The following is a 22,413-nucleotide window of genomic DNA, read 5'->3' as shown; positions in this document are numbered from 1 at the left end:
ACCCCGGGCGGCCGGCCGGACCCGGTGACCGGCCGCCGGGCACGGTCAGGAGTCGAAGGCCCGGGTCCACTCCACGACCGGGCGTACGCAGGCGTCCACCGCCTGCTCGCCGGGGCAGGAGCCGTGGTTCCAGGTCCAGAGCCAGAGCGCACCGAGAACGATCACGAAGACCGCGGGTGTCCGGGCCGCGCGGGCGAAGGCCGGTGCGGCCAGTCCGGAGACCCGGGTCAGCCCGATCGCCAGCTCCGCCACCAGGTCGCCGTAGCCGTAGGCGAGTCCCGGCGGAGCACCGCCGGTGCGCCGGTAGAGGTACGAGACCAGCAGGTCGGGCAGGAGCAGGACGGCGCCGACCGCGACCGCCAGTACGCCCAGCGCGCGGCCGACGAGCCGCCCCAGCCAGGGCAGCACCCGGCGTACCAGCAGCAGCAGGCCGCCGATCACCAGCACGGCGAGCAGGGGGAACCAGACCACTCCGCGAATCTCGACGGGAATCAGCGGGAAGTCCCGGATCCACCCGGCCAGCGTGTCGAGAATCCCCATCGGAAAGCCCCGGGCTCCGTTCACGGCTGCTCCCCGGCTTCGCCGCCCGGCGGTGACCCGGCCTCGCCGTCCCGGGCCGGCGCGTTGGACAACTCGCCGACGGCCCGGTTCGGCATCAACTGGCCGCCGCCCTGCGTGATCATCCCCTTGAAGCGTTCGACCACCGCCTGCACGGCGCCGTCCATCTCGCCGAGCCGGATCTGGTCGCCTTCCATGATCACCTTGAGCGCCTCCACGGCCAGCTTCTGGTCCTGGTCGTAGAGTGCGATCATGAAGTTGGCGGCCTCGGTCGCCTTCGTCGGATCCTGCGCCACGATGCTGCCGGCCAGCGCCGCACCACCGCCGGAGAGCAGCCGCTCGTGGAACGCCGCCCGCTCCCGGTGCCGGGCCAGGTCGGCGTCCTGGTTCAGCTTGGTCAGGGCGATCCGGTCCGTCTCGGTACGCATCGCCAACTGCTGCCGCAACGTCTGGATCTCCAGATCCTTGGCGATTCCCCCCTGCTCGGCGTTGATGGTCAGCTCGCAGCGCAGCTCGCTGATCCGCAGCCCGTTGGCGAGGTCGGTCGGCGCGTCCGCCAGCGTCGACCGGATCGCCCGTTCGGCCGCCTCCGGCTGCATCGCCGTGAACCTGCGGGTGACGGCGCGCAGCGGTTCCATCAGATAGCGCCGGCAGTCGGCGACGGGGTCGGAGACCTGCTCCCGGACCACGCTCACCGGATCGGCGACGGCGAACGAGAACCGCACCGCCGCGTCGAAGAAGAGCGTGTCACCGGCGCACGGCAGCGTGCAGGCGAAGTACGCCGGCTGCGGCGACGTGTAGACCACGTAGACCGCTCGCGGCCCACGCCACCAGACGTCCCCGGTGGTGTACGGGTGCGTCGGCGCCACCAACTGGCCGCTGGACATCTGGAACACCAGCCGGGTACCCGGCTCGGCGATCGGCCGCCGCTGGAACGGCAGCCGGCGGAGTTCTTTTCGTTCGAGGACGGGGCCACGGATCACCACACACCAACCCTTCGACTGAGTACGTTCAGCAATCTGGCCGCCAGGTCCGGCGCCAGCGGCTTGGGATCGCGCCACCGGTTGGCGTGCGCGGTCAGCAGTCGCCGCTGCCGGTCGGTGACCGCGGCCTCCATCAGCAGGGCGACCAGGGCCGGACGCAGCGCCGGGGCCTCCTCGGCCGCCTGCGCCCACCTGCGCAGCACGTTGTGCACGGCGGTGTCCACACCGGGGGCGACCAGCGCCCGCCCCCAGAGCCGGGCGACGATCCGCCCGGCCTCGGACCGGCCCTCCGCCGGGACGACGCCGTCGTCCGGGACCGTCACCGGCTGCCCGCCCTCGCCGGCCAGCCAGAGCAGGGTCGGCCAGGCCACGTCGCCGTCCGGGGTCTGCTGGTTGGTCCAGAGCGTGGCGGCGACTTCGAGGAAGCCCACCACGCCCGCGTAGAGCCGGCCCGAACGACTCTCCATCGACCAGGTCTCCAGCAGGCGGAGCAGCTCGGTCTGCCGGTCGAGCGTCGCCTCGGCCATCAGCTCGGCGATGCTGTCCCCGATGGCGAGCTGGAGCGGCGTCTCGGCGCCGTCGGCCAACTCGGCGAGGTGCTCGTCGGGGCCGCCGTCCAGCACCGCCCCGACGCTGGCGCCCAGCGCCCGGGCGGCCGACAGCCGGAGCGCGAGACCGTCCCGGTCCGCCCAGTCCAGCACCAGCCGGATGACCCGGCTCGCCGTCGCCGGGTCCCGGGCGGGCAGCGCGAGGGCGGCCACCGCCCACTCCCGTTCGTTGCCCCGGCCGCTGCCGGCCCACGGCGTCACGATGTCCCGGCGGATGGTGTCGAAGGCGAACTGGCTCAGGTAGCCGATCGCGGTCGCCGCCCGGATCCCGACCGCACCCTCCACGTCGCCGGCGACCCGCCGCAGCCAGTCCAGCAGCAGAGCCCGGTCGTAGTAGTGCTCGTGCCACAGGTGGTGCAGCAGCCGGGCCGGATAGTTCGGGTCGACGAAGGAGACGACCTCCAGCTCCGCCCAGCCGTACCGGGTGCGGCGTACCTCGGTGTCGATCCGGGCCCGGGCCGCCCGCAGCCGGTTGCGCCGGGTCTGCCGGGACCGTGGCGGCGCCTGGCCGTTGCCGGCCTCGTCCTCCCGCCACGCCTGTTCCAGCAGGGTGGCGGCCCGGGAGACCGCGTCGAAGGACATCCGGTCCAGTACGGCGATCGCGACGACCAGCGCCCGCTCGTCGAAGCTGCCGAGTTCGTCGTACCAGTCCTCGACGTCCTGGCGGGAACGGTCCTCGAACCGCGCCATGGCATCCGCCACGGTGCCCGTACCCGAGGCCACCTCGGCGAGGTCCTTCGCCAGTTCCACCAGCTGCGGCGCGTCGAACGACTCCGGCGCGATGTCGGCCAGCCGGGTACCGACGTTCTCGTCCGCCAACAGCCGTTCCGCCTCGGCATCCGAACCGAGCAGTTCCGCCAGGTGGCTGGTGACCAGCTCCAGCGCCGCGGGCGGTGCGGCGATCTTCCGGGCGAGCCGGTCGACCGCGTGGTCAGCGGCGCGCGCCGAGTCGTCGACGATCACCACCAGCCTGCCCCGGCGCCGGGTCAGCCGCTCCTCCAGCATCGGCAGCTCGCGGGCGTACAGGGTGCCGAGCTGGTTCCTGCTCAGCCGTTCGATGACGAAGCCGCACCCCTCGGGCAGGTCCTCGATCGGCAGTGCGGCGAGCGCGTCGGCGAACCGCAGTTCGTGCACGGTCTCCATCTCGGAGAGCAGCCGGACGGCGGTCGTCGTACTGCCCCAGCGCCGACGCGCCCTGATCAGCAGTACCGGGCTGTCCTCAAGGGCCTCGGCGAGGTCGACGTAGCCGTCCGGCGAGACGTACACCCGGGCCGTACCGGCGACGAACCCGGCGGTGAAGGTGCGCAGTACCGCCCTGGACCGGTCCGCGCCGGTCCGGCTGTCCCCGCCGGTGATCGGGCCGCTGAAGGTGTGCCCGTCGCCGACGACGATGACGCCGGAGGAGCGGCTGCCGAAGGAGCTGAGCGCCGCCGCCAGGGTGTTGCGGATCTCCTGCTGCTGCCAGGTCCGCTCCTCGTCGCCGGCCCCCTCGCCCGGCGACTTCGCCGCCGACCTGGCGCCGCCGAGGCTCGCGGCGAGCCCCTCGGCGGCGTCGCCGGCAGACCCGGTGGCGTCGCCCGCGGACTTCGGCTCGGCGCCGGACCCACCGGCCGTACCGGCCGGGCCGTCACCGGCCGGGCCGGGCGACCGGCCTTCCTGGGCTGGCGCCCCGGACGCGTTGCCGGAGACGTCCGGGGCAGTCTGTGAGGGTTTTCCGGACCGTTCGGCCTGCTCAGCCATTGCTGTCCCCGCCGGTGATCGGTCCGTTGAAGACCTGACCGTCCCCGGTGATGTGCACGGCGCTGTGCCGGCCGTTCGCCGGTGCCGCCGGAGCCGCCTGGCCGGGTGCGGCGGCGGTGCCGGCCGCGCCGCCCGGACCCGAGCCGACGCGCGGCACGATCCGGCCCAGTTCGTCGACCAGCCGCTGGAGGTCGCCCAGCAGGTTGCGGGTGTGCAGCGGCAGGAACTGACGGCGGGCCAGTCGCCTGATGTCGTGCGGCAGTTCCTCCTCGGTCGGCATCCGCCCCCCGTCGAGCAGTACGGGAATGACTCGGATGTCCCGCTTGAGCGCCCGGCGGATCTCCCGCCGCACGTAGTCCTTCGGATGGTCGATCCGACGGTTTCCGGAGTCGTCCGCGAGGGTGAGCCATCGGGGGCCGATAAGCGCGAGCAACACCGTACTGCGCTTCAGGTGGTACCAGATCTCGGGCGGGAAATCGAGACCCGGTTCGAGTGAACGGGAATCCCGGAAAACGCGGTCGTCGCCAAATTCCCTGCGGAGCCTCTCGTCGATCACCGGTGCGGCGAACGTTTCGTCACCGGTTCGATAGTTGATGAAGATCCCGGTCATCGGGTCGCCTTTCGGCAGAAGCGGTCGGGAACGTCGCGCCTATTGCCGATGGATGCACGCAACTGCGCGTCGTCATGCACAACTAGCGGACCGACGCCGTCCGCCGCATTTCAGACTGGCAGTGCGGCATGGGACTAGCAATACGTTGTCCTCACCCTTGTGGACGGACAACGGCGAACGAGCGGAAGCCTTCGTGGCCGGGACGGCCCGGCCACGAACCGGTCGGCAGGGGCGACCTCTCCGCCGTATTACAACCGGTAGTCCGAAGGTGGCTGATTGTCTCTGCGAAGGACGTCCAGAAGGAGCGGCATGGCCTCGTTGACCGCACCTTCGGTACGCCAGCGTCGCAACGTTCGGCTGAGGTGCCGCAGGTCGTGCCGGACAGTCGCGGAGTCGACAGTAGAGGCCTGCTCCAGCACCGACCGGAGGACCTCGCAGGCCCGTTCGAGTTCCCCGCTGTTGGCGAGCGCGAGTGCGAGGCGGGCACCGTACCGGGAGCGGGTCCGGTGCATGGTGGCGGGGAGCCGGTCGAGTTCGGCACCGAGGATCTCGGCGGACTCGGCCGGTCGCCCGAGGTCGAACAGGCACCAGCCGGTGGTGAAGGCGACCGGGTCGCGCATGGTGAGGCTGCCCAGCGCCGGTTCGGCACTCGTCTCGCCGGCCGCGTGCGTCATCAGCGTCGCCGCCCGGTCGAGCGCCTGACGACAGGCGCGATCGTCACCGGCGAGGGCGTACCCCTGGGCGGCGCGCTGGGCGGCGAAGGCGGCGACCCGGCTGCTGGACGCCCGCTGCTCCGCCTGCTCGGCGAGGGCCACCACCGAGCGGGAGTCGTCCCGGTAGAGCGCCAGCTCCGCCCGGCGGACCAGGGCGTAGGTGGGCAGTTCGTGGTCCCCGCCGCTCGTGGCGAGGTCGACGGCGCGCTGGGTCCACCACCACGCCGCACCCTCGTCGCCCTGCTCCTGGGCCATCCAGCCGGTGTATTCCGCGAACCGGGCCGCCAGGCGCAGCGCGGCGACCCGGGTCTCGCCCCGCGCCTCGGCGGCGAGTGCCCGGATGCTGTTGGTGGCCCCGACCAGCATGTGAATCATCGTCGCCGGGTCGACCCCCTGGCCGAGCAGGCGCATCTGGTCGAGCCAGGTCCGGAAGGTCGGCAGGGCGAAATCCGCCGCCTGCGGGCGCCCCCGTGCCGGAATAATCGCCCAACTCATCATGGAGGCTGCGGCGGTCAACACCGTACGCCGGTCGAAAGCCGTGAATTCACCACTGCCGTCCGCATTCATCCGCATCACCCAGACCTCGCTCGGAGTCGCTGTCTCCGGCGGCGGATCGTACGACGGTGCGTCGACCAGACGGGCGAGGGCACCATCGGCATTCAGTTCCTGATCGCATCGACGCGCCAGGTCCACACTGGGCCGTTTGACGCCCGATTCGATCTTGCTCAGATGGCTCTTGCTGTAGTTGATCCGTCCGGCCAACTCCGTGAGGGTGAATCCCTGCCCGGTTCGCCGCCGGCGGAGTTCTCCGGCGAACGTTATCGGACCAGGCACCTCGCCCACCATGGCCACCACCGCGTTTCCATTGTCCGGCCCGAAAGGATGTGGACAACACTATCTGCCGAGCACAAACGTCGCCGCCCACGAACGCGACGTCTGTTCACACCACCGATGTGGATCTCCGCTACTGTGGATCTCCGCTACTGTGATGACACCCCGGACCGGCGCACCAGGTGGAGTGTGCTGGCAACCCTCAGGAGGCGTACTTGGCGGACGAGGACGAACTCCGGCTGCGCCACCTCGCCGACGTGCAGGCGACGATCGCCCGGATGTCCCAGCACTCGTTCGTGATCCGGGGCTGGTCCGTCACGCTGGTCTCCATCGTCTTCACCGTGCTCGGCACGCAGGGCCAGAACCTTCGCCTGCTCGCGGTGGTGGCACTGGCGCCCGCCGTGATCTTCTGGGGACTGGACGCCTACTACCTACGCCAGGAGCGCCTCTTCCGGCGGCTGCACGCGGCGGTCGCCCGCCGGCTGCTCGACGGTGCCGAGGCGCCCGACGTACGGCCGCTGGAGATGGGCGTGGCGCACTACCGGGACGAGGTGCCGGGATACTGGCGTACCCTCGTCGCCCCGCACGTGCTGGCGATCCCGGCGACCCTGATCGTGCTGACCCTGGGCTACACGCTGCTGCTCGACTGATCCGCCCGACGCGGCGGCCCGGCCGGCCGGGTACGGCGCACGATCCGGGGGTTCGGCGCACGAGCCGACGGTACGGGTCACCAAACCCCGACGGCGTCCTCGCCGACGCCGAGCCGGATCTCCGCCCGGACCGCCACACCGTCCTGACCCAGCACCGCGCCGCACCGCCGCAGCAGGTTCAGCGCCGGCAGGTTGTCCGCCCGCGTCTCGGCCACCACCCGCCGGGCGCCGGCCTCGACCGCCTCGGCGAGCAGCAGCCGCAGTGCGATCAGCCCGATCCCCTGCCCCCGGCTGGACTTGCCGAGCCATATCCCGGTCTCCAGGGTGCCCGGCTCGGCGTGCCGGCCCAGCCGGGCCATCCCCACCACGTCACCGTCCTGGACGATCGCGTACATCAGGCTGCCGGTCGGCCCGCCCAGGCCGCCGAAGTTCGCCCGGTGGAACTCCCGGAACGCGTCGCGCCGCGCCTGCGACCAGCCGGCGGGCGCCTCGACCGGCGGCATCACCTCGTCCGGTTCGGTCTCGGCGACCGCCACCGACAGCAGCGGTTCGAGATTCTGCTCGTCTACCGGCGTCAGCCGTATCTCACGGGTCACGAACCCGATGTTTCTCGCCGCGTCACCGCCGCGTCCACTGGTTTGGCAGACCCGCTCCGTTCGGACCACCCCGACCCGGCCGGGCGACCCCCTCACCGACTGGCTGGTCGTGCCGCCCATGGCGCCGGCCGGCCGACCCGCACCATTTCGGACATCGGCCACGGAATCGGGAAGGGCGGACGGATCAGTGCCGCTCCGGTCAGGACGCGCCGACGACCGCCGCCACCGGCTCCGGCAGCGGGTACGGCCGTTCGGCCGGGAGCAGCGCGGCGGCCGCGTCCCGCTCGCCGGCCCGCAGGTGCGCCCGGATCGCCCGCGCGGTCGCGGTGACGTCGCTAAGGCCGACGATCCACTCGTCGACGTACCGGGCGACGGCCGGGCCGCTCAGCCCGACCTGGAGGGACCGGTACGGCAGCGGTGTCAGCTCCAGCGAGCGCTCCGGATCCCACTGCACGCGTACCGGGCTGGTTTTGAGGAGCGCGGCCCAGTCCGCCCGGCTCGGGTACCGGTCCGGGTCGTAGTGGCTCAGGCAGGCGTGGCCCAGCGCCCACTCGAAACCCTCCCGGGTGATCTCGACCGCGAGTACCCGCTCCTGACCGGGCTTCTCCGCCCAGCCGCAGCGGTACATCATCCACCGGAAGGACGGCTTGATCCAGGTCATCCGCTCCCGCTTGAACGGGGCCACGAACCGGCCGGCAAGCAGCGCCGGCTCGGCGATCGACGGCGGGTACGCCTGGTAGACCGTGATCGTCTCGTCGGTGAAGCCGGCCCGGACCTGCCGCTGTGGAATCGACACGACGCCGATCGTCGCCGTACCCGAGGCCGGCCGCCACCCGGTTTCACCCGGCACCCGCGCCGCCGAGCCGGTGCCCGACCCGGACCGGCGCTCAGTCCTCGAACTCGCAGAGTACGGCGGTCGCGTCGTCGTGCCGCTTGAAGCCGCTGCGGCGCTGGCCGTCACCGGCCTCGACCAGCCGGACCCGGCGGATCAGCTCGCCCGGCCCGGCCTCGCTGAGCAGGTCGAGCAGGCCACGCCAGTCGAAGAGCCCGAACTGTTCGACCGCGACCGAGGCCCCGTCGGTGAGCAGCGCGGCCCGGCGGACCCGCTCCGGACCGTGCAGCGGCAGGCTCCCGACGACCGCGTGGTACGCCGCGTCCGGGTTGGCGGCGGCCACCCAGTAGCCGTGGGTCCGGTTCATCTGCTCCCGCTGCAACGCCACCGCCCGGCGGAACCGGGTCGCCGGGTCCGGCTCACCGCCGACCCGGGCCAGCTCCGCCTTCTGCCGCAGGTCGGCCATTGCCGTCCGCAACCGCTCGTCGGAGATCACCTGGACCCGCGCGCCGAGGTCGAGCACGAGTGGGCTGTCGCAGAGCACCAGGTAGTCGACGTGATCGGCACCGTGCCGCAGCAGGCAGACCGTCGCCGACGGGGTGCCGGGATGGTCGAGGTCGCAGGCGCCGCCGTGGTCGGCGCGTACCGCCAGGATCGCGGCGGCGAGGTTGCCGGTCAGCGCGGCGGCGGGCCGGTCGGCGGCGGCCAGCCCGAGCCGCGCCGCGAGCCGCCGGACGTACCAGCCCGGTCCGTGTACGCAGCCGGTGTCGAAGCCGTCCGGCACCGTCGCCCCGTCGAGTACGCCGACCAGGTCCCCGTACCGGAAGACGTGGTCCTCGTTCTCCAGCCGCCCCGGCGCGGGTCCCGAGGCCGACCGGACCAGCATCATTGGCCCGGCTCCGGCCGGCCCCGGTCTGGCGGTGTCATCGGTGGCCTGGCGGTGTCATCGGCGGCTCCCGGCGGTACGACGGGTGGTTCTCCCCTCCTGTCTACCGTGCGGCGACGCCCGCCCCGGCGGGAATCGACGGGTCGGCGGGCAGTTCCGACCGCCCGTGCCGTCGCGCCGGGTCCGGTGGCAGGCAGGCCGGCGTAACACCCGGTGCCGGATCCGTGGACTCATCCGGGAAACTCGCCGACCAGCGACGATTACCGACGGTAGCGTCGGTGCCGAGGGCTTGACGCGAGGGGGACGCAGATGTTGGAACACCTGCACCGGATGGGCCTGCGGGCCGAACACATGTACATGGCGGGAGCGGCCAGCATCGGGCTGTCGTTCCTGAGCTGGTGCCTGTCGAAGCAGATGGAGAGCGCCGGTATCGACCGCGCCGACCGCTGGGGCATCTTCATCGGCGAGTGGGCGCCGACCTTCATCGCGCTCGGCAACGGGCTGCGTACCTACGAGAAGTAGTCCGGCGCGGCGGCGCCGCCTCCGTGGCGGGGCGGGTCAGCGGCGGCGGTTGCGGCTGCGGGCCGCGCGCAGCCGCCGGAGCCGGGCGACCAGCATCGGCTCGGCCTCCAGCGCGGCCGGATTGTCCAGCAGCCCGTTGAGGATCTGGTAGTAACGGGTGGCGGAGAGGTCGAAGGCGTCCCGGATCGCCTGCTCCTTGGCGCCGGCATGCTTCCACCAGCGCCGCTCGAAGGCGAGGATCTCACGCTCCCGCTCCGACAGTGCCGGGTCGGCCGGCGGCGCCGGGGCGGGAATCCCGGGTACCTCCGGCGCCTCGGCACCGGGCGCGGACCGTGGCTGCGGGACATGGGCGACCTCGGCGTGCCCGGCGGCGTCGTCAGACTCGGCCTGCCCCGCGGCGTCGCCCGCCTCAGCCTGCCCGACGGCGTCGTCCGCCTCGTCGTCGGCCGGAGCAGAGGCGTTCCGCATGGCGCTCCTCCGGGGGTAGAACAGGGCACGACCTGGGGCTCACCAGCCTACCGACGCCCGGCCGGGACCGCACCGGTCGGCACGGGCGACAACCGTCACCCCCGACCGACCCCCGACCGGCCCCCGGCCGCAGCGCCGCACCGCTGTTCGACACCCTTTTCGAGGGCGGGCCGCCGGGGGCGGCGCCCCCCGGCCGCCGCCCCCGACCCCCGTCACCCGCCACCGTGCCGGGTCAGGTGATGTCCCGCCGCCGCATCGACCAGATCGCCCCGCCGAGCACGACCAGCAGCCCGACGGCGAGCAGCACCGACGAGTTCTGCCAGGTGATGTCCTTGGTCAGCGGTTCACACTCGCCGCTGAACGACGCCTGGCAGGCGTCCCAGTTCTTCAGCGTGACCTTCTTGTCCATCCAGGCCAGCAGGTACGTCGGCAGCAGCCAGCTCTCGATGAACCTGACCTGGGCCATCGCGAGTACGACGCCGAGGCCGAACTGCCCGACCACCATCACCCCGAGCACCCCGCCGAGCGCCAGCGCGGTGTGCCGGCCGAGCGAGGCCAGGCCGAAGCCGAGCGCCCCGGCCACCAGGATCAGGGTGAGCCCGCGCAGCCCGGTCAGCCCGAACGACTCCCAGGCCCCGGCGGTCATCCCGGAGGTGCTGCCCCGGAAGCTGCCGGTCGCCCAGAACGCCGCCGTCCAGAGTGCGCCGGCCAGCACGGTCACGCCGAACAGCGCGGAGAGCAGCGCGGCCAGCTTGGTGAGGAGTACCCGGATCCGCTGCGGTCGCCAGAGCAGCAGGTTCATCATCCCGCCGGTACTCCACTCGGCGCCCACGAACGAGGCGCCCCCGACGAACGCCACCAGCGCGAGTACGGCGGTGAGCGTGGTGACGGTGGCGGCGAACTCCTCCCGGAAGTCGAAGGTGGCCGGCAGGTGCCAGTCGCCCTGGAACGCCTCCCGGGGCGGCGGCTGGATGCTCGCGCAGTCCTCCGGGAAGCCCTCCTTGGCGGCGGTACCGGCCGCCTTCGCCCGCTCGCAGTTCTCCCGGTACTGCTCGGTCATCGCGACGTTCTGCTGGTAGTCCCGGTCCGCCGCGCGTTCCGCCGCGGCGACCTGGGCCGGGCCGATCTTCTGGTTGGTGAAGAACATCCCGACCGCGACGGCGACCAGCACCAGCAGCCCGGCCAGGGTCAGGTAGCGGACGAACCGCCGCTTGGCGAGCCGGCGCAGTTCCGTGGTGTAGAGGTTCACACTCCCCACCCCCCGTTCGCCCGGGAGTCGGTCCCGGCGATGCCGTCGACCACCACGGACTGGTCGACCTGGCGGTGCTGACCCGGCACCGGCGCGGTGGCGGTCAACTCCAGGAAGACGCTCTCCAGGTCGACGGTGATCGGAGCCAGTTCGCTGACGTAGAGGTCGGCGGCGGCGAGGGCACGGGTGACGGTGGCCGGCTTGTCCACCTCGTACACCAGCAGGTGGTCGTCGTGCGGGGTGACCCGCGCGCCGGTCCGGCGCAGCACGTCGACGGCGGCCGGCAGGTCGGTCACCGCCTCCAGCCGGACCCGCAGCCCGCCGCCGGAGTGCTCGGCCAGCACCTCGGCGACCGGGCCGGCGGCGACCCGGCGGCCCAGCGAGATGATGGTGACGGAGTCGCAGATCAGCTGCACCTCGCCGAGGATGTGACTGGAGACCACCACGGTCATGCCGGAGGCGGCGAGGTCGCGCATCAGGCTGCGCATCTCCCGGATGCCGCCCGGGTCGAGCCCGTTGGCCGGCTCGTCGAGGATCAGCAGCTTCGGGTTCTTCAGCAGGGCGGAGGCGACCGCGAGCCGCTGCTTCATGCCCAGCGAGTAGGTCTTGACCCGGTCCTTGGCCCGCTCCCGCAGCCCGACCAGCTCCAACACCTCCATCACCCGGGTCTGCGGCACGCCGCCGGCCCCGGCCAGCAGCGAGAGGGTGTCCCGGGCGGAGAAGTGCGGAAAGAACTGCGGGCTCTCGACGATCGCGCCGACCCGGCCGGCGACCGAGGGCAGCGCCGCCGGCACCTCCTGGCCGAGGATCGCCATCCGGCCGCCGTTGGGCCGGATCAGCCCGAGCAGCGTACGCAGCGTGGTCGTCTTGCCCGAGCCGTTGGGGCCGAGGAACCCGTGCACCTGGCCGGCCTCGACCCGCATGTCGAAGCCGTCCAACGCCTGCCGGGTGCCCCGACGTCTGCTCCGGTAGGTCTTGCGCAGACCTTCGATCTCCAGTACGGCAGCCATTTCGGCCTCTCTGGTCGTGTCCGGCATCACTCACGTCCGGTAACGACCGACACCGTACCATCGCTTTGCACGCTACCGCGCTATACACGCTACTTCGGTCAGAGAAGTGCTCCCTGCCGGCGCGCCGCCCGCTCCCGGGCATCCGCCGACCGCCCCCACCGGGTACGCGGCCACGGCTTCAGCACGGAGAGGATGGTGGCCACCCAGAGCGCGACCGTGAACGCGGCCAGACACGCCGTCAGGGCCACCCCGGTGGACCCCGGCACGGCGGCCGGATCCACCGTACGCAGCGCCAACTCGTCGGCGAGCGCACTCTCCACCGTCCCGGCGACCAGCGGGATGCTCACCGAGATGGCGAACTTGACCAGCACCCACCAGTGCCGGACCAGACCCCACTTCATACCGAGCGAGACCACCAGGCCGGTGATGATGGCGAGGAACATCGACGGGATCGCCGCCGCCAGGTCGACGACGTGCAGCACCTCGTACGCGCCGTGCCGGAGCGCGTGCGAGTCGGCGGCGCTGCCGACGATCGCCAGTACGGTCATCGTGAGCGCCACGCCGAGCCAGCCGACGCTGAAGCCGACGTGCAGGACCAGCCAGACCTTCCGGGTCCGGGGCGACATCCGGGGGAACCTCGGCCGGCTCACCGCCAGGATCGTCAGCGACAGCGGGATGCCGAGTAGCGCGACCGGGGCCGGGATGCCGAAGACGAACTGCGCCAACGCCATCACCAGGTGCAGCACGATGGTGACCCGGCGACCCCGCTCCGGTCCCCGCAGCGCGGCGGCCACCGACAGCAGCGCCGCCACCGGATAGCCGACCAGGGCCGCCGCCCGGAGCACCGCGACGTCGGAGCCACCGAGCAGCGACCCGACGGTCAGTACGGCGAAACCGGCGAAGACCCAGTGCAGCACGGTGACCGGCGCCGGCCGGGACCGGCCGCCGGCGGGACCGGAGGCGGGGCCGGTGGACTCGGGTCGGATATCGAGAGACATGCCCCGACGCTAGGTTCGGCGGAGCCGGCCGCCATCGGCCGGGATGAGTCACCTCGCCGGCCGATGGTCGCCCGGTCCGACCGCCGGGTGCTACCAACGGATGAATCCAACGGCCGAGGCGCACCGCAGCAGAGCTGCATAGACTTCCCCGGCATGGGTCCCCGCCAGCGCCGCGCCGTGGACCTGCTCTTCGCCGCGGTCTGCGTACTGGCCGGCGTCTGGGACGGGTTCCAGTCCGGGCTGTTCGAGGGCTCCCCGATCGTCGACCACCGCGCCCCGCTGGCCGTCAACGCGACCCTCGGGGTGCTCACCGGGCTCGCCGTACTGGTCCGGCGCGACCGCCCCCTGCTGCTGTACGCCGCCGCGCTGCTCTGCTGGACCGTCGTCGGGGCGTACCCGGCGACGATCCTGGCGCAGTACTCCCTCGGCGCCCACCTCCGCTCGGCCCGGCTGCGGGTCGCGCTCACCGCCGTCATGGTGGCCGCGGTCGCCTGGCCGATCTGGCGGTCCAACGGCGGCGACGCGGGCGCCCCGCTCAGCGTCGCGCTCTGCATCCTGCCGGTGCTGGTCGGGCTCTACCTGTCGTCCCGGCGGGAGGTGCTGGCGAACCTGGCGGAACGCGCCCGGCGCAACGAGCGGGAGGAGCGGCTCCGGATCGACCAGGCCCGGGCCGAGGAGCGGGCCCAGATCGCCCGGGACATGCACGACGTGGTCACCCACCGGGTGGCGCTGATGGTGCTGCACGCCACCGCGCTGGAGTCGGCGCAGGGGCGGGACGCGGTGCGCATCGCCGGCCGGATCCAGGGCATCGGCCGGGAGGCGCTGGCCGAGCTGCGTACCCTGGTCGGCGTGCTGCGGGACGGCGCCGCCGTGCCGCTGCGCCCGCAGCCCGGCCTCGACGACCTGGCCGAGTTGGTGGCCGCGTCCCGGGCGCTCGGGCACGCGGTCGAACTCCGCGTCGAGGCCGGGCTCACCGCCCCGGCCCTGGTGCAGCACGCGGTCTACCGGGTGGTGCAGGAGGCGCTGACCAACGTGCACAAGCACGCCTACGACGCCCGCACCACGGTGGCGCTCGGCTCGGACGACGACGGACTCTGGCTGGTGGTCCGGGACGACGGCGGCACCAGCGCGCCGGCCGTGGCGCCGGGCGGTGGGCACGGGCTGCTCGGCATCGCCGAACGCGTCCGGCTGGTCGGCGGCACCCTGGAGACCCGTCGACTCGCCGACGGCGGCTTCGAGGTGTCGGCCCGGCTGCCGCTGCCCGGCCCGGATCTGGCGGTCGGTCCCGACCCGGAGGGCGGACCGGATCTGGCGGACAGGGCGCATCTGGAGGGCAGCGCGTGATCCGGCTGCTGGTGGTGGACGACGAGTGGATGGTCCGGGCGATGCTCCGGACCATCATGGACGCCTACGACGACATCGAGGTGGTCGGCGAGGCCGGCGACGGGGACGAGGCGGTACGCCAGGCGCGCGACCTGCGCCCCGACGTCGTACTGATGGACATCCGGATGCCCCGCGCCGACGGGCTCGACGCGACCGCCGCGCTGGCCCGGTTCGCGGTGCCGCCGAAGGTGGTCGTGCTGACCACCTTCGACCTCGACGAGTACGTGGCGACGGCGCTCCGGCACGGCGCGGTCGGCTTCCTGCTCAAGGACGCCACCGCCGACCAGATGGCCGCCGCGGTCCGCAGTGCCGCCGCCGGTGACGCGATGCTCTCGCCGCAGGTCACCCGCAGGTTGCTGCACCGGTTCGCCGAGCCGGCCGACCCTGGCCGTCAGGACGCCCTCCGCCGGCTCGACGTGCTGACCGGCAAGGAGCGGGAGGTGCTGGTCGCGCTCGGCGAGGGACTGACCAACAGCGACATCGGCCGGCGGCTCCATCTCAGCGAGGCCACCGTGAAGAGCCACGTGAGTCGACTCCTCGCCAAGCTCCAGCTCAGCAACCGGGTGCAGGCGGCGATCCTGGCGCACCGCGCCGGCCTGGTCCGTTGAACCAACCTGGTCCGCTGAGCCGGCCTGGCCCGCTGGACCGGTCTCGTCCGCTGAACCGGTCTCGTCCGCTGAACCGGCCGGTGTGCCCGGTCAAGGTGCCTCCGGTCCGGGTGCCTCCGGTCGGGGTGCGGCCGGTCGGGGTGCGTCCGGTCAGAAGGTGCTGATGTCGAAGCGGGTGGCCCGGGCGGTCACCGGCCCCCGGCCGAGCTCGTTGCCGTCGATGTCGAGCGCCCGGTAGCTGCCCCGGCTGGTCAGCGTGTCACCGCGTACCTCGGCGTGGTGCAGGGCCCGGACCTCGCCGTTGTAGCGCGGCGGCATCCCCTTCAGGTCCTCGGGCAGCACCTGCCAGAGGGTGAACGTGACGGTACGCCGCCCGGTGGCCTCCCAGCGCCCGGTGGCGATGTGGATCCCCTGGGCGAAGGAGAGGAAGAAGCCGCCCGGCAGAAAGGTGAAGAGTGCCACCTCCTGCTCGTGCGGGAGCGTGACGACACCACGCCAGGTACCCGCGACCGGGCTGTCCGGCCCGCGACGCCCGGATGCGGACGCCTCGGCAGCCCCGCCCGCGCCCACCGCCACCCCGCTCGCGGTCACCGCCGCGCCGATCGCCATCGCACCGGCACCGGCGGCACGCCGCAGGAACCGCCGCCGGTCGTCGTCTCCGGTCATCGGAAACACCTCGCTCTCGCTCACCCGGATTGGCCGAGCCGACCGTACGGCGATGCCGGGTTCGTCCACATCGCCCGTTGGTGGTCGGAGCCGCCCTCCCCGGCCCACCCTTCGACTGAGTCGTCCGGCTGGATCTGGCGACGTCGTGCGGCTGAGTCGTCCGGCGGAGTCGTTCGGCCTACCGGGTTTCCGCCCGCCACAGCTCCCAGGCCAGCCAGGCCGAGCCGATCCCGACGAGTACGCCGTGCGCGATCCGTACCTCGGCGGGGGTGAAGAACTGCGGCAGGAAGAGGGCGAAGCCCAGCGCGAACGGGATCCCGCTGTACCGGGTCAGCCTGCCCGACCGCCAGACCGCGATCGCGGCCAGCACCGCGCCGACGCCCAGGGCGAGCAGTCCGATCACGAAGGTGGTGCTCGCGGCCGGGCCGAAGCGTACGGCCTCGACCACGGCGAGCAGGTCGAACCGCTGACCGTCGGCGGCTGCCCGGGCGAGGGCGTGCAGGCCGAAGTCCTCGGCGCCGTAGTACGGCAGGACCAGCCCGGCACCGACCCACCCGGTCAGCAGCGCGGCGACGGCGGACCGTTCGCCCGGGGTGCCGTCGAGCGCCCGGCGCAGCGCGAGGAGCCCGAGCGGCAGCAGGATGAAGCCGATCATGGCGAACAGGTGCGAGGCGACCCAGGCGGTGGAACCCATCGCCGCGATGGCCCCGGTGGGGGTGGACTCGTCGTCCCAGGGCCGGCTGGCCGGATAGAGGACGAAGAGCACGCCGGTGGCGGCGAACAGAACCGCACCGGCCCGGGTACGGACGGCGGCCGGCGCCGGGGGCACGACAGCATTAGGATGCTTCATAGCTCACTAGCTAATGAGATTAGCCGTACCGTGTCAAGCGGCCGGAAGACCGGTACCGCCTCGGTGGATCAGGCGCAGACGACGTTGACGCCCGCGTCCCGGAACGCCTGGAGGGTCGCCGGGTCGGCGCCGGAGTCGGTGACCAGGGTCTCGACCCGCTCGATCGGGCAGATCCGGGCGAAGGCGTGCCCGCCCAGCTTGGACGAGTCGGCGATGATCACGACCCGCTTGGCCCGGGCCACCATCAGGTTGTTCATCGACGCCTCGCCCTCGTGGTGCGCCGCCGCGCCGAGCTGCACGTCGATGGCGTCCACCCCGAGCAGCGCCACGTCCAGGGTGACCTCGCGGAGCAGCGCGCCGCCGAGCGGGCCGACCAGCTCGAAGGACTGCGGCCGAACCACCCCGCCGGCCACCACGATCTTCATCCTGGACCGGACCAGCAGCTCGTTGGCGATGTTCAGCGCGTTGGTCACCACGGTCAACTGGGCACCGTCGGCGCTGCTGTTCAGGTCCGGCCGTACGGCCAGCCCCCGGGCCACCTCGGTGGTGGTGGTACCGCCGTTGAGCCCGACCACCATGCCCGGGGCGACCAGGGCTGCGGCGGCGGCGCCGATCCGCTGCTTCTCGGCCGAGTGCTTGGCGGTCTTGTAGCGCAGCGGAAGGTCGTACGAGACACCGTTGGCGACCGCCCCACCCCGGGTACGCGTGATCATCTGCTGTTGGGCGAGCTGGTCGAAGTCACGCCGGATGGTCGCCTGCGAGACGTCCAGCCGGGCGGCGGCGTCCTCCACGCTGACCCGACCGGTGTCGGTCAGCAGTTCGAGCAGCGCGTTCCATCTCGCATAGCGGTCCACCTCGGGCCTCCAGCTTCGTCGCGGAGATTCCGTGCACAATAGTGCGCGAAACGCGCAGCCGCAAAACTTTGTTCTGCGCAAAGCTGCGCGCGGTTGCCACGACCGATGTCTTTCGCGCAGAATGACGCGCGAAAGATCGTCAAACCGAGCCGTATTGCGCAGGCCGGTCCGCCGTCACATGGCGCCGCCCCGCCGGTGCGGTCTCCCGCCCGCGAGGAGCTGCGATGGGCCACGTCGACGCGGAGATCGCCAGCCAACCCGAGTGCTGGCGACAGGCCGCCACCCAGGCCGCCGACTCGACCGCCGCACTGCCCCGGCCCGGCGAACGGGTCGCCGTGGTCGGCTGCGGCACCTCCTGGTTCATGGCGATGGCGTACGCCAGCCTGCGCGAGCGCGCCGGACACGGCGAGACGGACTCCTTCCAGGCCTCCGAGTTCCCGCTCGACCGCCGGTACGACCGGGTCCTGGCGATCACCCGCTCCGGCACCACCACCGAGGTGCTGGACGTCCTCGCCGCGCTGCGCGGACGCCGGCCGAGCACCGTGATCGTCGGAGATCCGGACTCCCCGGCCACGGAACTCGCCGAGCAGAGCATCGCGCTGCCCTTCGCCGACGAGCGCTCCGTGGTGCAGACCCGGTTCGCCACCAGCGCCCTGGCCCTGCTCCGGGCCCACCTCGGCACCGGCATCACCGCGCTGGCCGCCGACGCCGAGGTCGCGGTACGCGCCCCGCTGCCGTTCGACCCCGCCCGGGTCGAGCAGATCACCTTCCTCGGCCGGGGCTGGACGGTCGGGATCGCCCACGAGGCGGCGCTCAAGTGCCGCGAGGCGGCCGGTGCCTGGGCCGAGGCGTACCCGGCGATGGACTACCGGCACGGCCCGATCTCGATCGCCGGACCGGGCCGGCTGGTCTGGGCCTTCGGCGAGGTCCCCGACGGGCTGGCCGAGGACATCGCGGCCACCGGGGCGGCGTTCGTGCACAGCCGGACCAGCAACGTGCACGCCGTGATCGGCGGCTGGGCGGCGGGCCGGCCGCCGCTGGACCCGATGGCCGACCTGATCCTGGCGCAGCGCTTCGCGGTCGCCCTGGCCAAGGGGCGCGGCCTCGACCCGGACGCGCCCCGGCACCTGCGCCGGTCCGTGGTGCTCGCGTGACCGACCCCGCCGTGCCGGCGACCACCGGCGCCGGCACACCGACCGGTGGCAACGGCCAGGACGGGAGTGTGGTCGTCGCGCTCGACGTCGGCGGGACCGGGATGAAGTGCGCCCTGGTCCGGACCGACGGCCGGGTCGCGCATACCGAACGGCACCACACCCTGGCCGAGCACGGTCCGGCGGCCGTGGTGGAGCGCATCCTCGACGTCGCCGAGGGGCTCGCCGGAAAGGCGCGGGCCGACGGGCTGACCCCGCTCGCGGTCGGGCTCGCCGTGCCCGGGGTGGTCGACGAGGCCACCGGCCGGGCGGTCTGGTCGGCGAACCTGGGCTTCCGGGACGTACCCCTGCGGGAGCTGGTCACCGCGCGGCTCGGCCTGCCCTCGGCGCTCGGCCACGACGTGCGCTCCGGCGGCCTCGCCGAGGCCCGGCTCGGCGCCGGACGGGGCACCCGGCACGTGCTCTTCCTCGCCATCGGCACCGGGATCGCCGCCGCGCACGTGGTCGACGGGTCGGCCTTCGCGGGCGCGCACGGCGCCGCCGGCGAGCTGGGCCACGCCGTCGTACGCCCCGACGGGCCGCGCTGTGGCTGCGGCCGGCTCGGCTGCCTGGAGGCGGTCGCCTCGGCCGCCGCCGTCGGCCGGCGCTACACGGCGCTGACCGGTTTTCCGGCGACCGCCGCCGAGGTGGTCACCCGGGCGACCGGCGGCGAGGAGACCGCGAGCCTGGTGTGGCGGGAGACGGTCGACGCCCTCGCCGACGGGCTCGCCATCGCCCAGGCGCTCTACGACACCGAGGTCGTCGTGCTCGGCGGCGGGCTGGCCGAGGCCGGCGCCGACCTGCTCGACCCGCTCGGTGTGGCGCTGCGGCAACGACTGACGTTCCAGACCGAGCCCCGGCTGCTCCGCGCGGCCCTCGGCGACGAGGCCGGCTCCCTCGGCGCCGCCCTGCTCGCCCTCGACGCGATGAACCGACCGTGAGCGGCCGCGCCGCCCTCCCCGGCCCGCCCGACGCGAGCCGTCCCGGCCCGGACCGGCGGGAGAGGGACGACGACATGACCGAGCCAGACGTCGTCGGTCGGATCGGTCTGATTTGTCATGGCGACGACCAGCACAGCGAGGAGACGACATGACCGTCCGGGTCAGTGGCAAGGTGGTAACCCCGACCGGCGTGATCCGGCAGGGCTGTGTGGAGCTGGACGGCGAGCGGATCTCGGCGGTCGCCGAATATCCGTCGATCCGGGACGGGCACTGGATCGTGCCCGGCTTCGTGGACATGCACAGCCACGGGGGCGGCGGGCACACCTTCACCACCGGGGACGCCGACGAGGCCCGGGCCGCCGCCGGATTCCACCTCTCGCACGGCACCACCAGCATCCTGGCCAGCCTGGTCAGCTCGCCGTACGAGCTGATGCGGGACGCCACCGAGGCGTTCGCCCCGCTGGTCAAGGAGGGCGTACTGGCCGGTGTGCACTACGAGGGGCCCTATCTGTCCGGGGTGCGTTGCGGGGCGCAGAACCCGAAGTTCCTCCGCGACCCCTCCCTGGACGAGCTGACCGAGCTGCTCGCCCTCGGCGACGGTACGGTCCGGATGGTCACCATCGCCCCCGAGCTTCCCGGCGCGCTGGCCGCGATCGAGCTGCTCGTCTCCCGCCGGGTCGTCGCGGCGATCGGGCACACCGACGCCACGTACGAGCAGACCGGTGCCGGGGTGATCGCCGGGGCGACCGTGGCGACGCATCTCTTCAACGGCATGCCCAGCGCACACCACCGGGAGCCGGGACCGGTCTTCGCGCTGCTCGGCTCCCCCAACGTGGTCTGCGAGCTGGTCGCCGACGGCGTACACCTGCACCAGGGCACCCTGGCGTTCGCCGCCGGGGTAGCCGGCGCGGACCGGGCCGCCCTGATCACCGACGCGATGGCGGCGGCCGGGATGCCCGACGGCGAGTACGAGCTCGGCGGCCAGCCGGTGGTGGTGGCCGAGGGTACCGTCCGGCTGGCCACCGCCGACTCCTCGCCGGGGGCGATCGCCGGCAGCGTGCTGACCATGGACGCGGCGCTGCGCGCGGCGGTGGCGGCCGGCATCCCGATGGTGGACGCCTGCCGGATGGCCGCGACCACCCCGGCCCGGGCGATCGGGCTCGGCGACCGGCGGGGTGCGCTGCTGCCCGGCTGGCGGGCCGACCTGGTGGTGCTGGACGACGACCTGAACGTCGTCCAGGTGATGCGCGGCGGCGAGTGGGTCGAGTAGCTCGCTGCTTGCCTCGCTGCCTGCGAGGTGCGGGGGCATCGACACCGCACCGACTGCCGCGGAGCCCCCGGCCGGGGCGCCGAGGGACCGCTGCGAAGGACTTCCTCCGCGGCCGACCACCCGCCCGCGGTCGCGCATGCCGTGCATGCCGTGCATGCCGTGCATGCCGTGCATGCCGTGCGGCGAGGGTGGCGCGATGGCCCGCTCAGAAGCTTGCCCCCTGAGGTGCCGTCCCGGTCGGGACGGCACCTCAGGGCACCGGCGTGCTACCCGTCGGAGTTCTGTTGCCGGCCACGATCGGCCGACGGCGCCGCACGTTCCGGCTTGCCGGCCCCGGTCGACACCTTGTCGGCGGCGTGGCGACCGGAGCGGGGCTCGGGGACGGTGTCGCCGACCGCCGCCGCGCGGGGACGGCGCAGTGCCTTGAGGAGCCCGACGATCACCAGGGCCAGGCCGATGACCAGGAGCGCGAGCGGGCCCCACAGCTTGACCATCTGGAGCAGCTGCCGGTTGGAGCCGGCCGCCTCGGCGCTGCGCGCGATCGTGTCGTCGGTGTAGGTGAAGACCGCGTCGAGGATGACCGCCTCCTGCCCGTTGTTGCCGACGAGGCTCTTGCGCTGCGCCTCCTGCACCTTGATGAACTGGCCGGTGGTCGGCTCCACCCAGACGGAGCGGGTGTTGCTGTAGCGGACCTGGCTGGTGGTGGCGCCGGGCAGCAACTGACTCGCCAGCAGCTGGAGGCGGTCGGCCGGCAGCTCCTGCGTCGCGTCGCGGATCTCCTGGGTGAACTGGTACGTCTCCAGCCCCTTGATCTCCTCGGTCTTGACGAAGCGCGCCGGCTGGGAGGCGTTGATGTCCCGGTCGAAGATGTCGTACGTCTTCTTCTCGGTGCCGAACGGGAACTTGTAGATCTGGCCCGAGTAGCTGACGCTCTGCCGGTTGTTGCCGGTGTCGAGCCACTGCTTGTTCCACGGCCGGGCGGCGCCGGTCTTCCGATCGAGTGCCAGCGACGTACTGTAGGCGCTGATCAGGGCCTTGGTGTCGGTGCGGATGACCTCCTGGCCGACCAGCCACACCACGGCGTCGCCGTCGAGCGGGCCCTCCAGTTTCGCGGTCTCCTTGGCGTCCGGCTGCACGGTGATGGTCGAACGGAGGGTGCCCTGGTTCACCTCCGCCTTACCCTCGGTGATCTGCAGGAATCGGGCGTTGGGCGCTTCGGCGACGGACTGGGTGCGTTCCAGGTCGTACGGCAGACGGTCCACCTGGGGTGCCACGACGAACGCGAGACCGCCAGCGAAGACCAACGCGAGAACACCGACGCCGAACAGCGCCGCGCCGATGACGCGGGACCTCATAGTGCCTCCACGATTCAGGAACGGATATTCGGCAGGCGGACT

The 22,413-nt window shown here is 72.8% G+C and carries 23 protein-coding genes; 7 read left to right on the top strand and 16 right to left on the bottom strand.

The genetic code is table 11. The features are described 5' to 3' along the window. Window positions 1-45: 45 nt before the first annotated feature. The 5 genes from C6W10_RS08035 to C6W10_RS08015 form a co-directional block, all read right to left on the bottom strand. Entirely contained in the window at window positions 46-564 is a 519-nt protein-coding gene (locus tag C6W10_RS08035) for a hypothetical protein (RefSeq protein WP_159104511.1), read from the bottom strand. Further along, complete coding sequence (locus tag C6W10_RS08030) at window positions 561-1,541, bottom strand: hypothetical protein (RefSeq protein WP_159104510.1); 981 nt, start codon at window positions 1,539-1,541, stop codon at window positions 561-563. Before C6W10_RS08030 ends, C6W10_RS08035 begins: the two co-directional genes overlap by 4 nt. Next, window positions 1,538-3,889 carry a hypothetical protein gene (locus tag C6W10_RS08025; protein WP_107257513.1) on the bottom strand — a complete coding sequence of 784 codons (2,352 nt, stop codon included), beginning with the start codon at window positions 3,887-3,889 and terminating at the stop codon, window positions 1,538-1,540. Before C6W10_RS08025 ends, C6W10_RS08030 begins: the two co-directional genes overlap by 4 nt. Then, window positions 3,882-4,499, bottom strand: coding sequence for a toll/interleukin-1 receptor domain-containing protein (locus C6W10_RS08020; RefSeq protein ID WP_107257512.1), 618 nt, complete (start codon window positions 4,497-4,499; stop codon window positions 3,882-3,884). The genes C6W10_RS08025 and C6W10_RS08020 overlap by 8 nt, the downstream gene beginning before the upstream one ends. A 248-nt stretch (window positions 4,500-4,747) precedes the next feature. Next, entirely contained in the window at window positions 4,748-6,046 is a 1,299-nt protein-coding gene (locus C6W10_RS08015; RefSeq protein WP_199853320.1) for a helix-turn-helix transcriptional regulator, read from the bottom strand. Between the two features lie 212 nt (window positions 6,047-6,258). On the opposite strand from C6W10_RS08015, the gene C6W10_RS08010 reads away from it, so the two are divergent. Further along, complete coding sequence (locus C6W10_RS08010) at window positions 6,259-6,693, top strand: hypothetical protein (RefSeq protein ID WP_107257511.1); 435 nt, start codon at window positions 6,259-6,261, stop codon at window positions 6,691-6,693. Between the two features lie 77 nt (window positions 6,694-6,770). Here C6W10_RS08010 and C6W10_RS08005 read toward each other — a convergent pair whose 3' ends face one another. From C6W10_RS08005 to C6W10_RS07995, 3 genes are all read right to left on the bottom strand, one after another. Continuing rightward, window positions 6,771-7,289 (bottom strand): GNAT family N-acetyltransferase, encoded by a 519-nt coding sequence (locus tag C6W10_RS08005; protein WP_107263753.1) that lies wholly within the window; start codon window positions 7,287-7,289, stop codon window positions 6,771-6,773. Window positions 7,290-7,488: 199 nt separating this feature from the next. After that, window positions 7,489-8,085 (bottom strand): DUF4291 domain-containing protein, encoded by a 597-nt coding sequence (locus C6W10_RS08000; RefSeq protein ID WP_107263752.1) that lies wholly within the window; start codon window positions 8,083-8,085, stop codon window positions 7,489-7,491. Window positions 8,086-8,176: 91 nt separating this feature from the next. After that, window positions 8,177-9,010, bottom strand: a complete 834-nt coding sequence (locus C6W10_RS07995; RefSeq protein WP_234361660.1) for a hypothetical protein — start codon at window positions 9,008-9,010, stop codon at window positions 8,177-8,179. A 306-nt stretch (window positions 9,011-9,316) separates the two neighbouring features. Between C6W10_RS07995 and C6W10_RS07990 the strand changes: the two genes are divergently transcribed. Then, the gene (locus C6W10_RS07990; RefSeq protein ID WP_107257510.1) at window positions 9,317-9,529 is read left to right on the top strand and encodes a hypothetical protein; all 213 of its coding nucleotides are present in this window, start codon (window positions 9,317-9,319) and stop codon (window positions 9,527-9,529) included. A 36-nt stretch (window positions 9,530-9,565) separates the two neighbouring features. On the opposite strand, the gene C6W10_RS07985 is transcribed toward C6W10_RS07990, so the two are convergent. The 4 genes from C6W10_RS07985 to C6W10_RS07970 all read right to left on the bottom strand — a co-directional run bounded on the left by C6W10_RS07985 (window position 9,566) and on the right by C6W10_RS07970 (window position 13,254). Beyond that, complete coding sequence (locus C6W10_RS07985; protein ID WP_107257509.1) at window positions 9,566-9,997, bottom strand: DUF3263 domain-containing protein; 432 nt, start codon at window positions 9,995-9,997, stop codon at window positions 9,566-9,568. 232 nt (window positions 9,998-10,229) lie between these two features. Next, window positions 10,230-11,246: an ABC transporter permease subunit gene (locus tag C6W10_RS07980; protein WP_107257508.1), complete on the bottom strand. Its 1,017-nt coding sequence runs from the start codon at window positions 11,244-11,246 to the stop codon at window positions 10,230-10,232. Beyond that, a complete protein-coding gene (locus tag C6W10_RS07975) occupies window positions 11,243-12,256 on the bottom strand; it encodes an ATP-binding cassette domain-containing protein (protein WP_107257507.1) in 1,014 nt (337 codons plus the stop codon). Before C6W10_RS07975 ends, C6W10_RS07980 begins: the two co-directional genes overlap by 4 nt. 98 nt (window positions 12,257-12,354) lie before the next feature. Next, on the bottom strand, window positions 12,355-13,254 hold the full coding sequence (locus C6W10_RS07970) for a hypothetical protein (protein WP_107257506.1): 900 nt from the start codon (window positions 13,252-13,254) through the stop codon (window positions 12,355-12,357). Between the two features lie 153 nt (window positions 13,255-13,407). On the opposite strand from C6W10_RS07970, the gene C6W10_RS07965 reads away from it, so the two are divergent. Next, window positions 13,408-14,598 (top strand): sensor histidine kinase, encoded by a 1,191-nt coding sequence (locus C6W10_RS07965; protein ID WP_159104509.1) that lies wholly within the window; start codon window positions 13,408-13,410, stop codon window positions 14,596-14,598. Next, window positions 14,595-15,245, top strand: coding sequence for a response regulator transcription factor (locus C6W10_RS07960; RefSeq protein ID WP_107257504.1), 651 nt, complete (start codon window positions 14,595-14,597; stop codon window positions 15,243-15,245). The genes C6W10_RS07965 and C6W10_RS07960 overlap by 4 nt, the downstream gene beginning before the upstream one ends. A gap of 150 nt (window positions 15,246-15,395) precedes the next feature. On the opposite strand, the gene C6W10_RS07955 is transcribed toward C6W10_RS07960, so the two are convergent. The 3 genes from C6W10_RS07955 to C6W10_RS07945 all read right to left on the bottom strand — a co-directional run bounded on the left by C6W10_RS07955 (window position 15,396) and on the right by C6W10_RS07945 (window position 17,615). Then, window positions 15,396-15,911, bottom strand: coding sequence for a hypothetical protein (locus C6W10_RS07955; protein WP_159079284.1), 516 nt, complete (start codon window positions 15,909-15,911; stop codon window positions 15,396-15,398). A 178-nt stretch (window positions 15,912-16,089) separates the two neighbouring features. Beyond that, window positions 16,090-16,740, bottom strand: coding sequence for a hypothetical protein (locus C6W10_RS07950; protein WP_107257502.1), 651 nt, complete (start codon window positions 16,738-16,740; stop codon window positions 16,090-16,092). Window positions 16,741-16,829: 89 nt separating this feature from the next. After that, entirely contained in the window at window positions 16,830-17,615 is a 786-nt protein-coding gene (locus tag C6W10_RS07945; RefSeq protein WP_101369278.1) for a DeoR/GlpR family DNA-binding transcription regulator, read from the bottom strand. A 224-nt stretch (window positions 17,616-17,839) separates the two neighbouring features. On the opposite strand from C6W10_RS07945, the gene C6W10_RS07940 reads away from it, so the two are divergent. From C6W10_RS07940 to nagA, 3 genes are all read left to right on the top strand, one after another. Next, on the top strand, window positions 17,840-18,769 hold the full coding sequence (locus tag C6W10_RS07940) for an SIS domain-containing protein (protein ID WP_107257501.1): 930 nt from the start codon (window positions 17,840-17,842) through the stop codon (window positions 18,767-18,769). Between the two features lie 11 nt (window positions 18,770-18,780). After that, complete coding sequence (locus C6W10_RS07935) at window positions 18,781-19,746, top strand: ROK family protein (RefSeq protein ID WP_369938655.1); 966 nt, start codon at window positions 18,781-18,783, stop codon at window positions 19,744-19,746. Window positions 19,747-19,894: 148 nt separating this feature from the next. After that, window positions 19,895-21,016: an N-acetylglucosamine-6-phosphate deacetylase gene (nagA, locus tag C6W10_RS07930; RefSeq protein WP_107257500.1), complete on the top strand. Its 1,122-nt coding sequence runs from the start codon at window positions 19,895-19,897 to the stop codon at window positions 21,014-21,016. Between the two features lie 266 nt (window positions 21,017-21,282). On the opposite strand, the gene C6W10_RS07925 is transcribed toward nagA, so the two are convergent. Next, a complete protein-coding gene (locus C6W10_RS07925) occupies window positions 21,283-22,371 on the bottom strand; it encodes a DUF3068 domain-containing protein (RefSeq protein WP_107257499.1) in 1,089 nt (362 codons plus the stop codon). Window positions 22,372-22,413 lie beyond the last annotated feature (42 nt).

The organism is Plantactinospora sp. BB1, assembly GCF_003030385.1.
Classification (GTDB): domain Bacteria; phylum Actinomycetota; class Actinomycetes; order Mycobacteriales; family Micromonosporaceae; genus Plantactinospora.
Note: the sequence above shows the minus strand (reverse complement) of the source record. Positions and strands in the feature narration are given on the sequence as shown.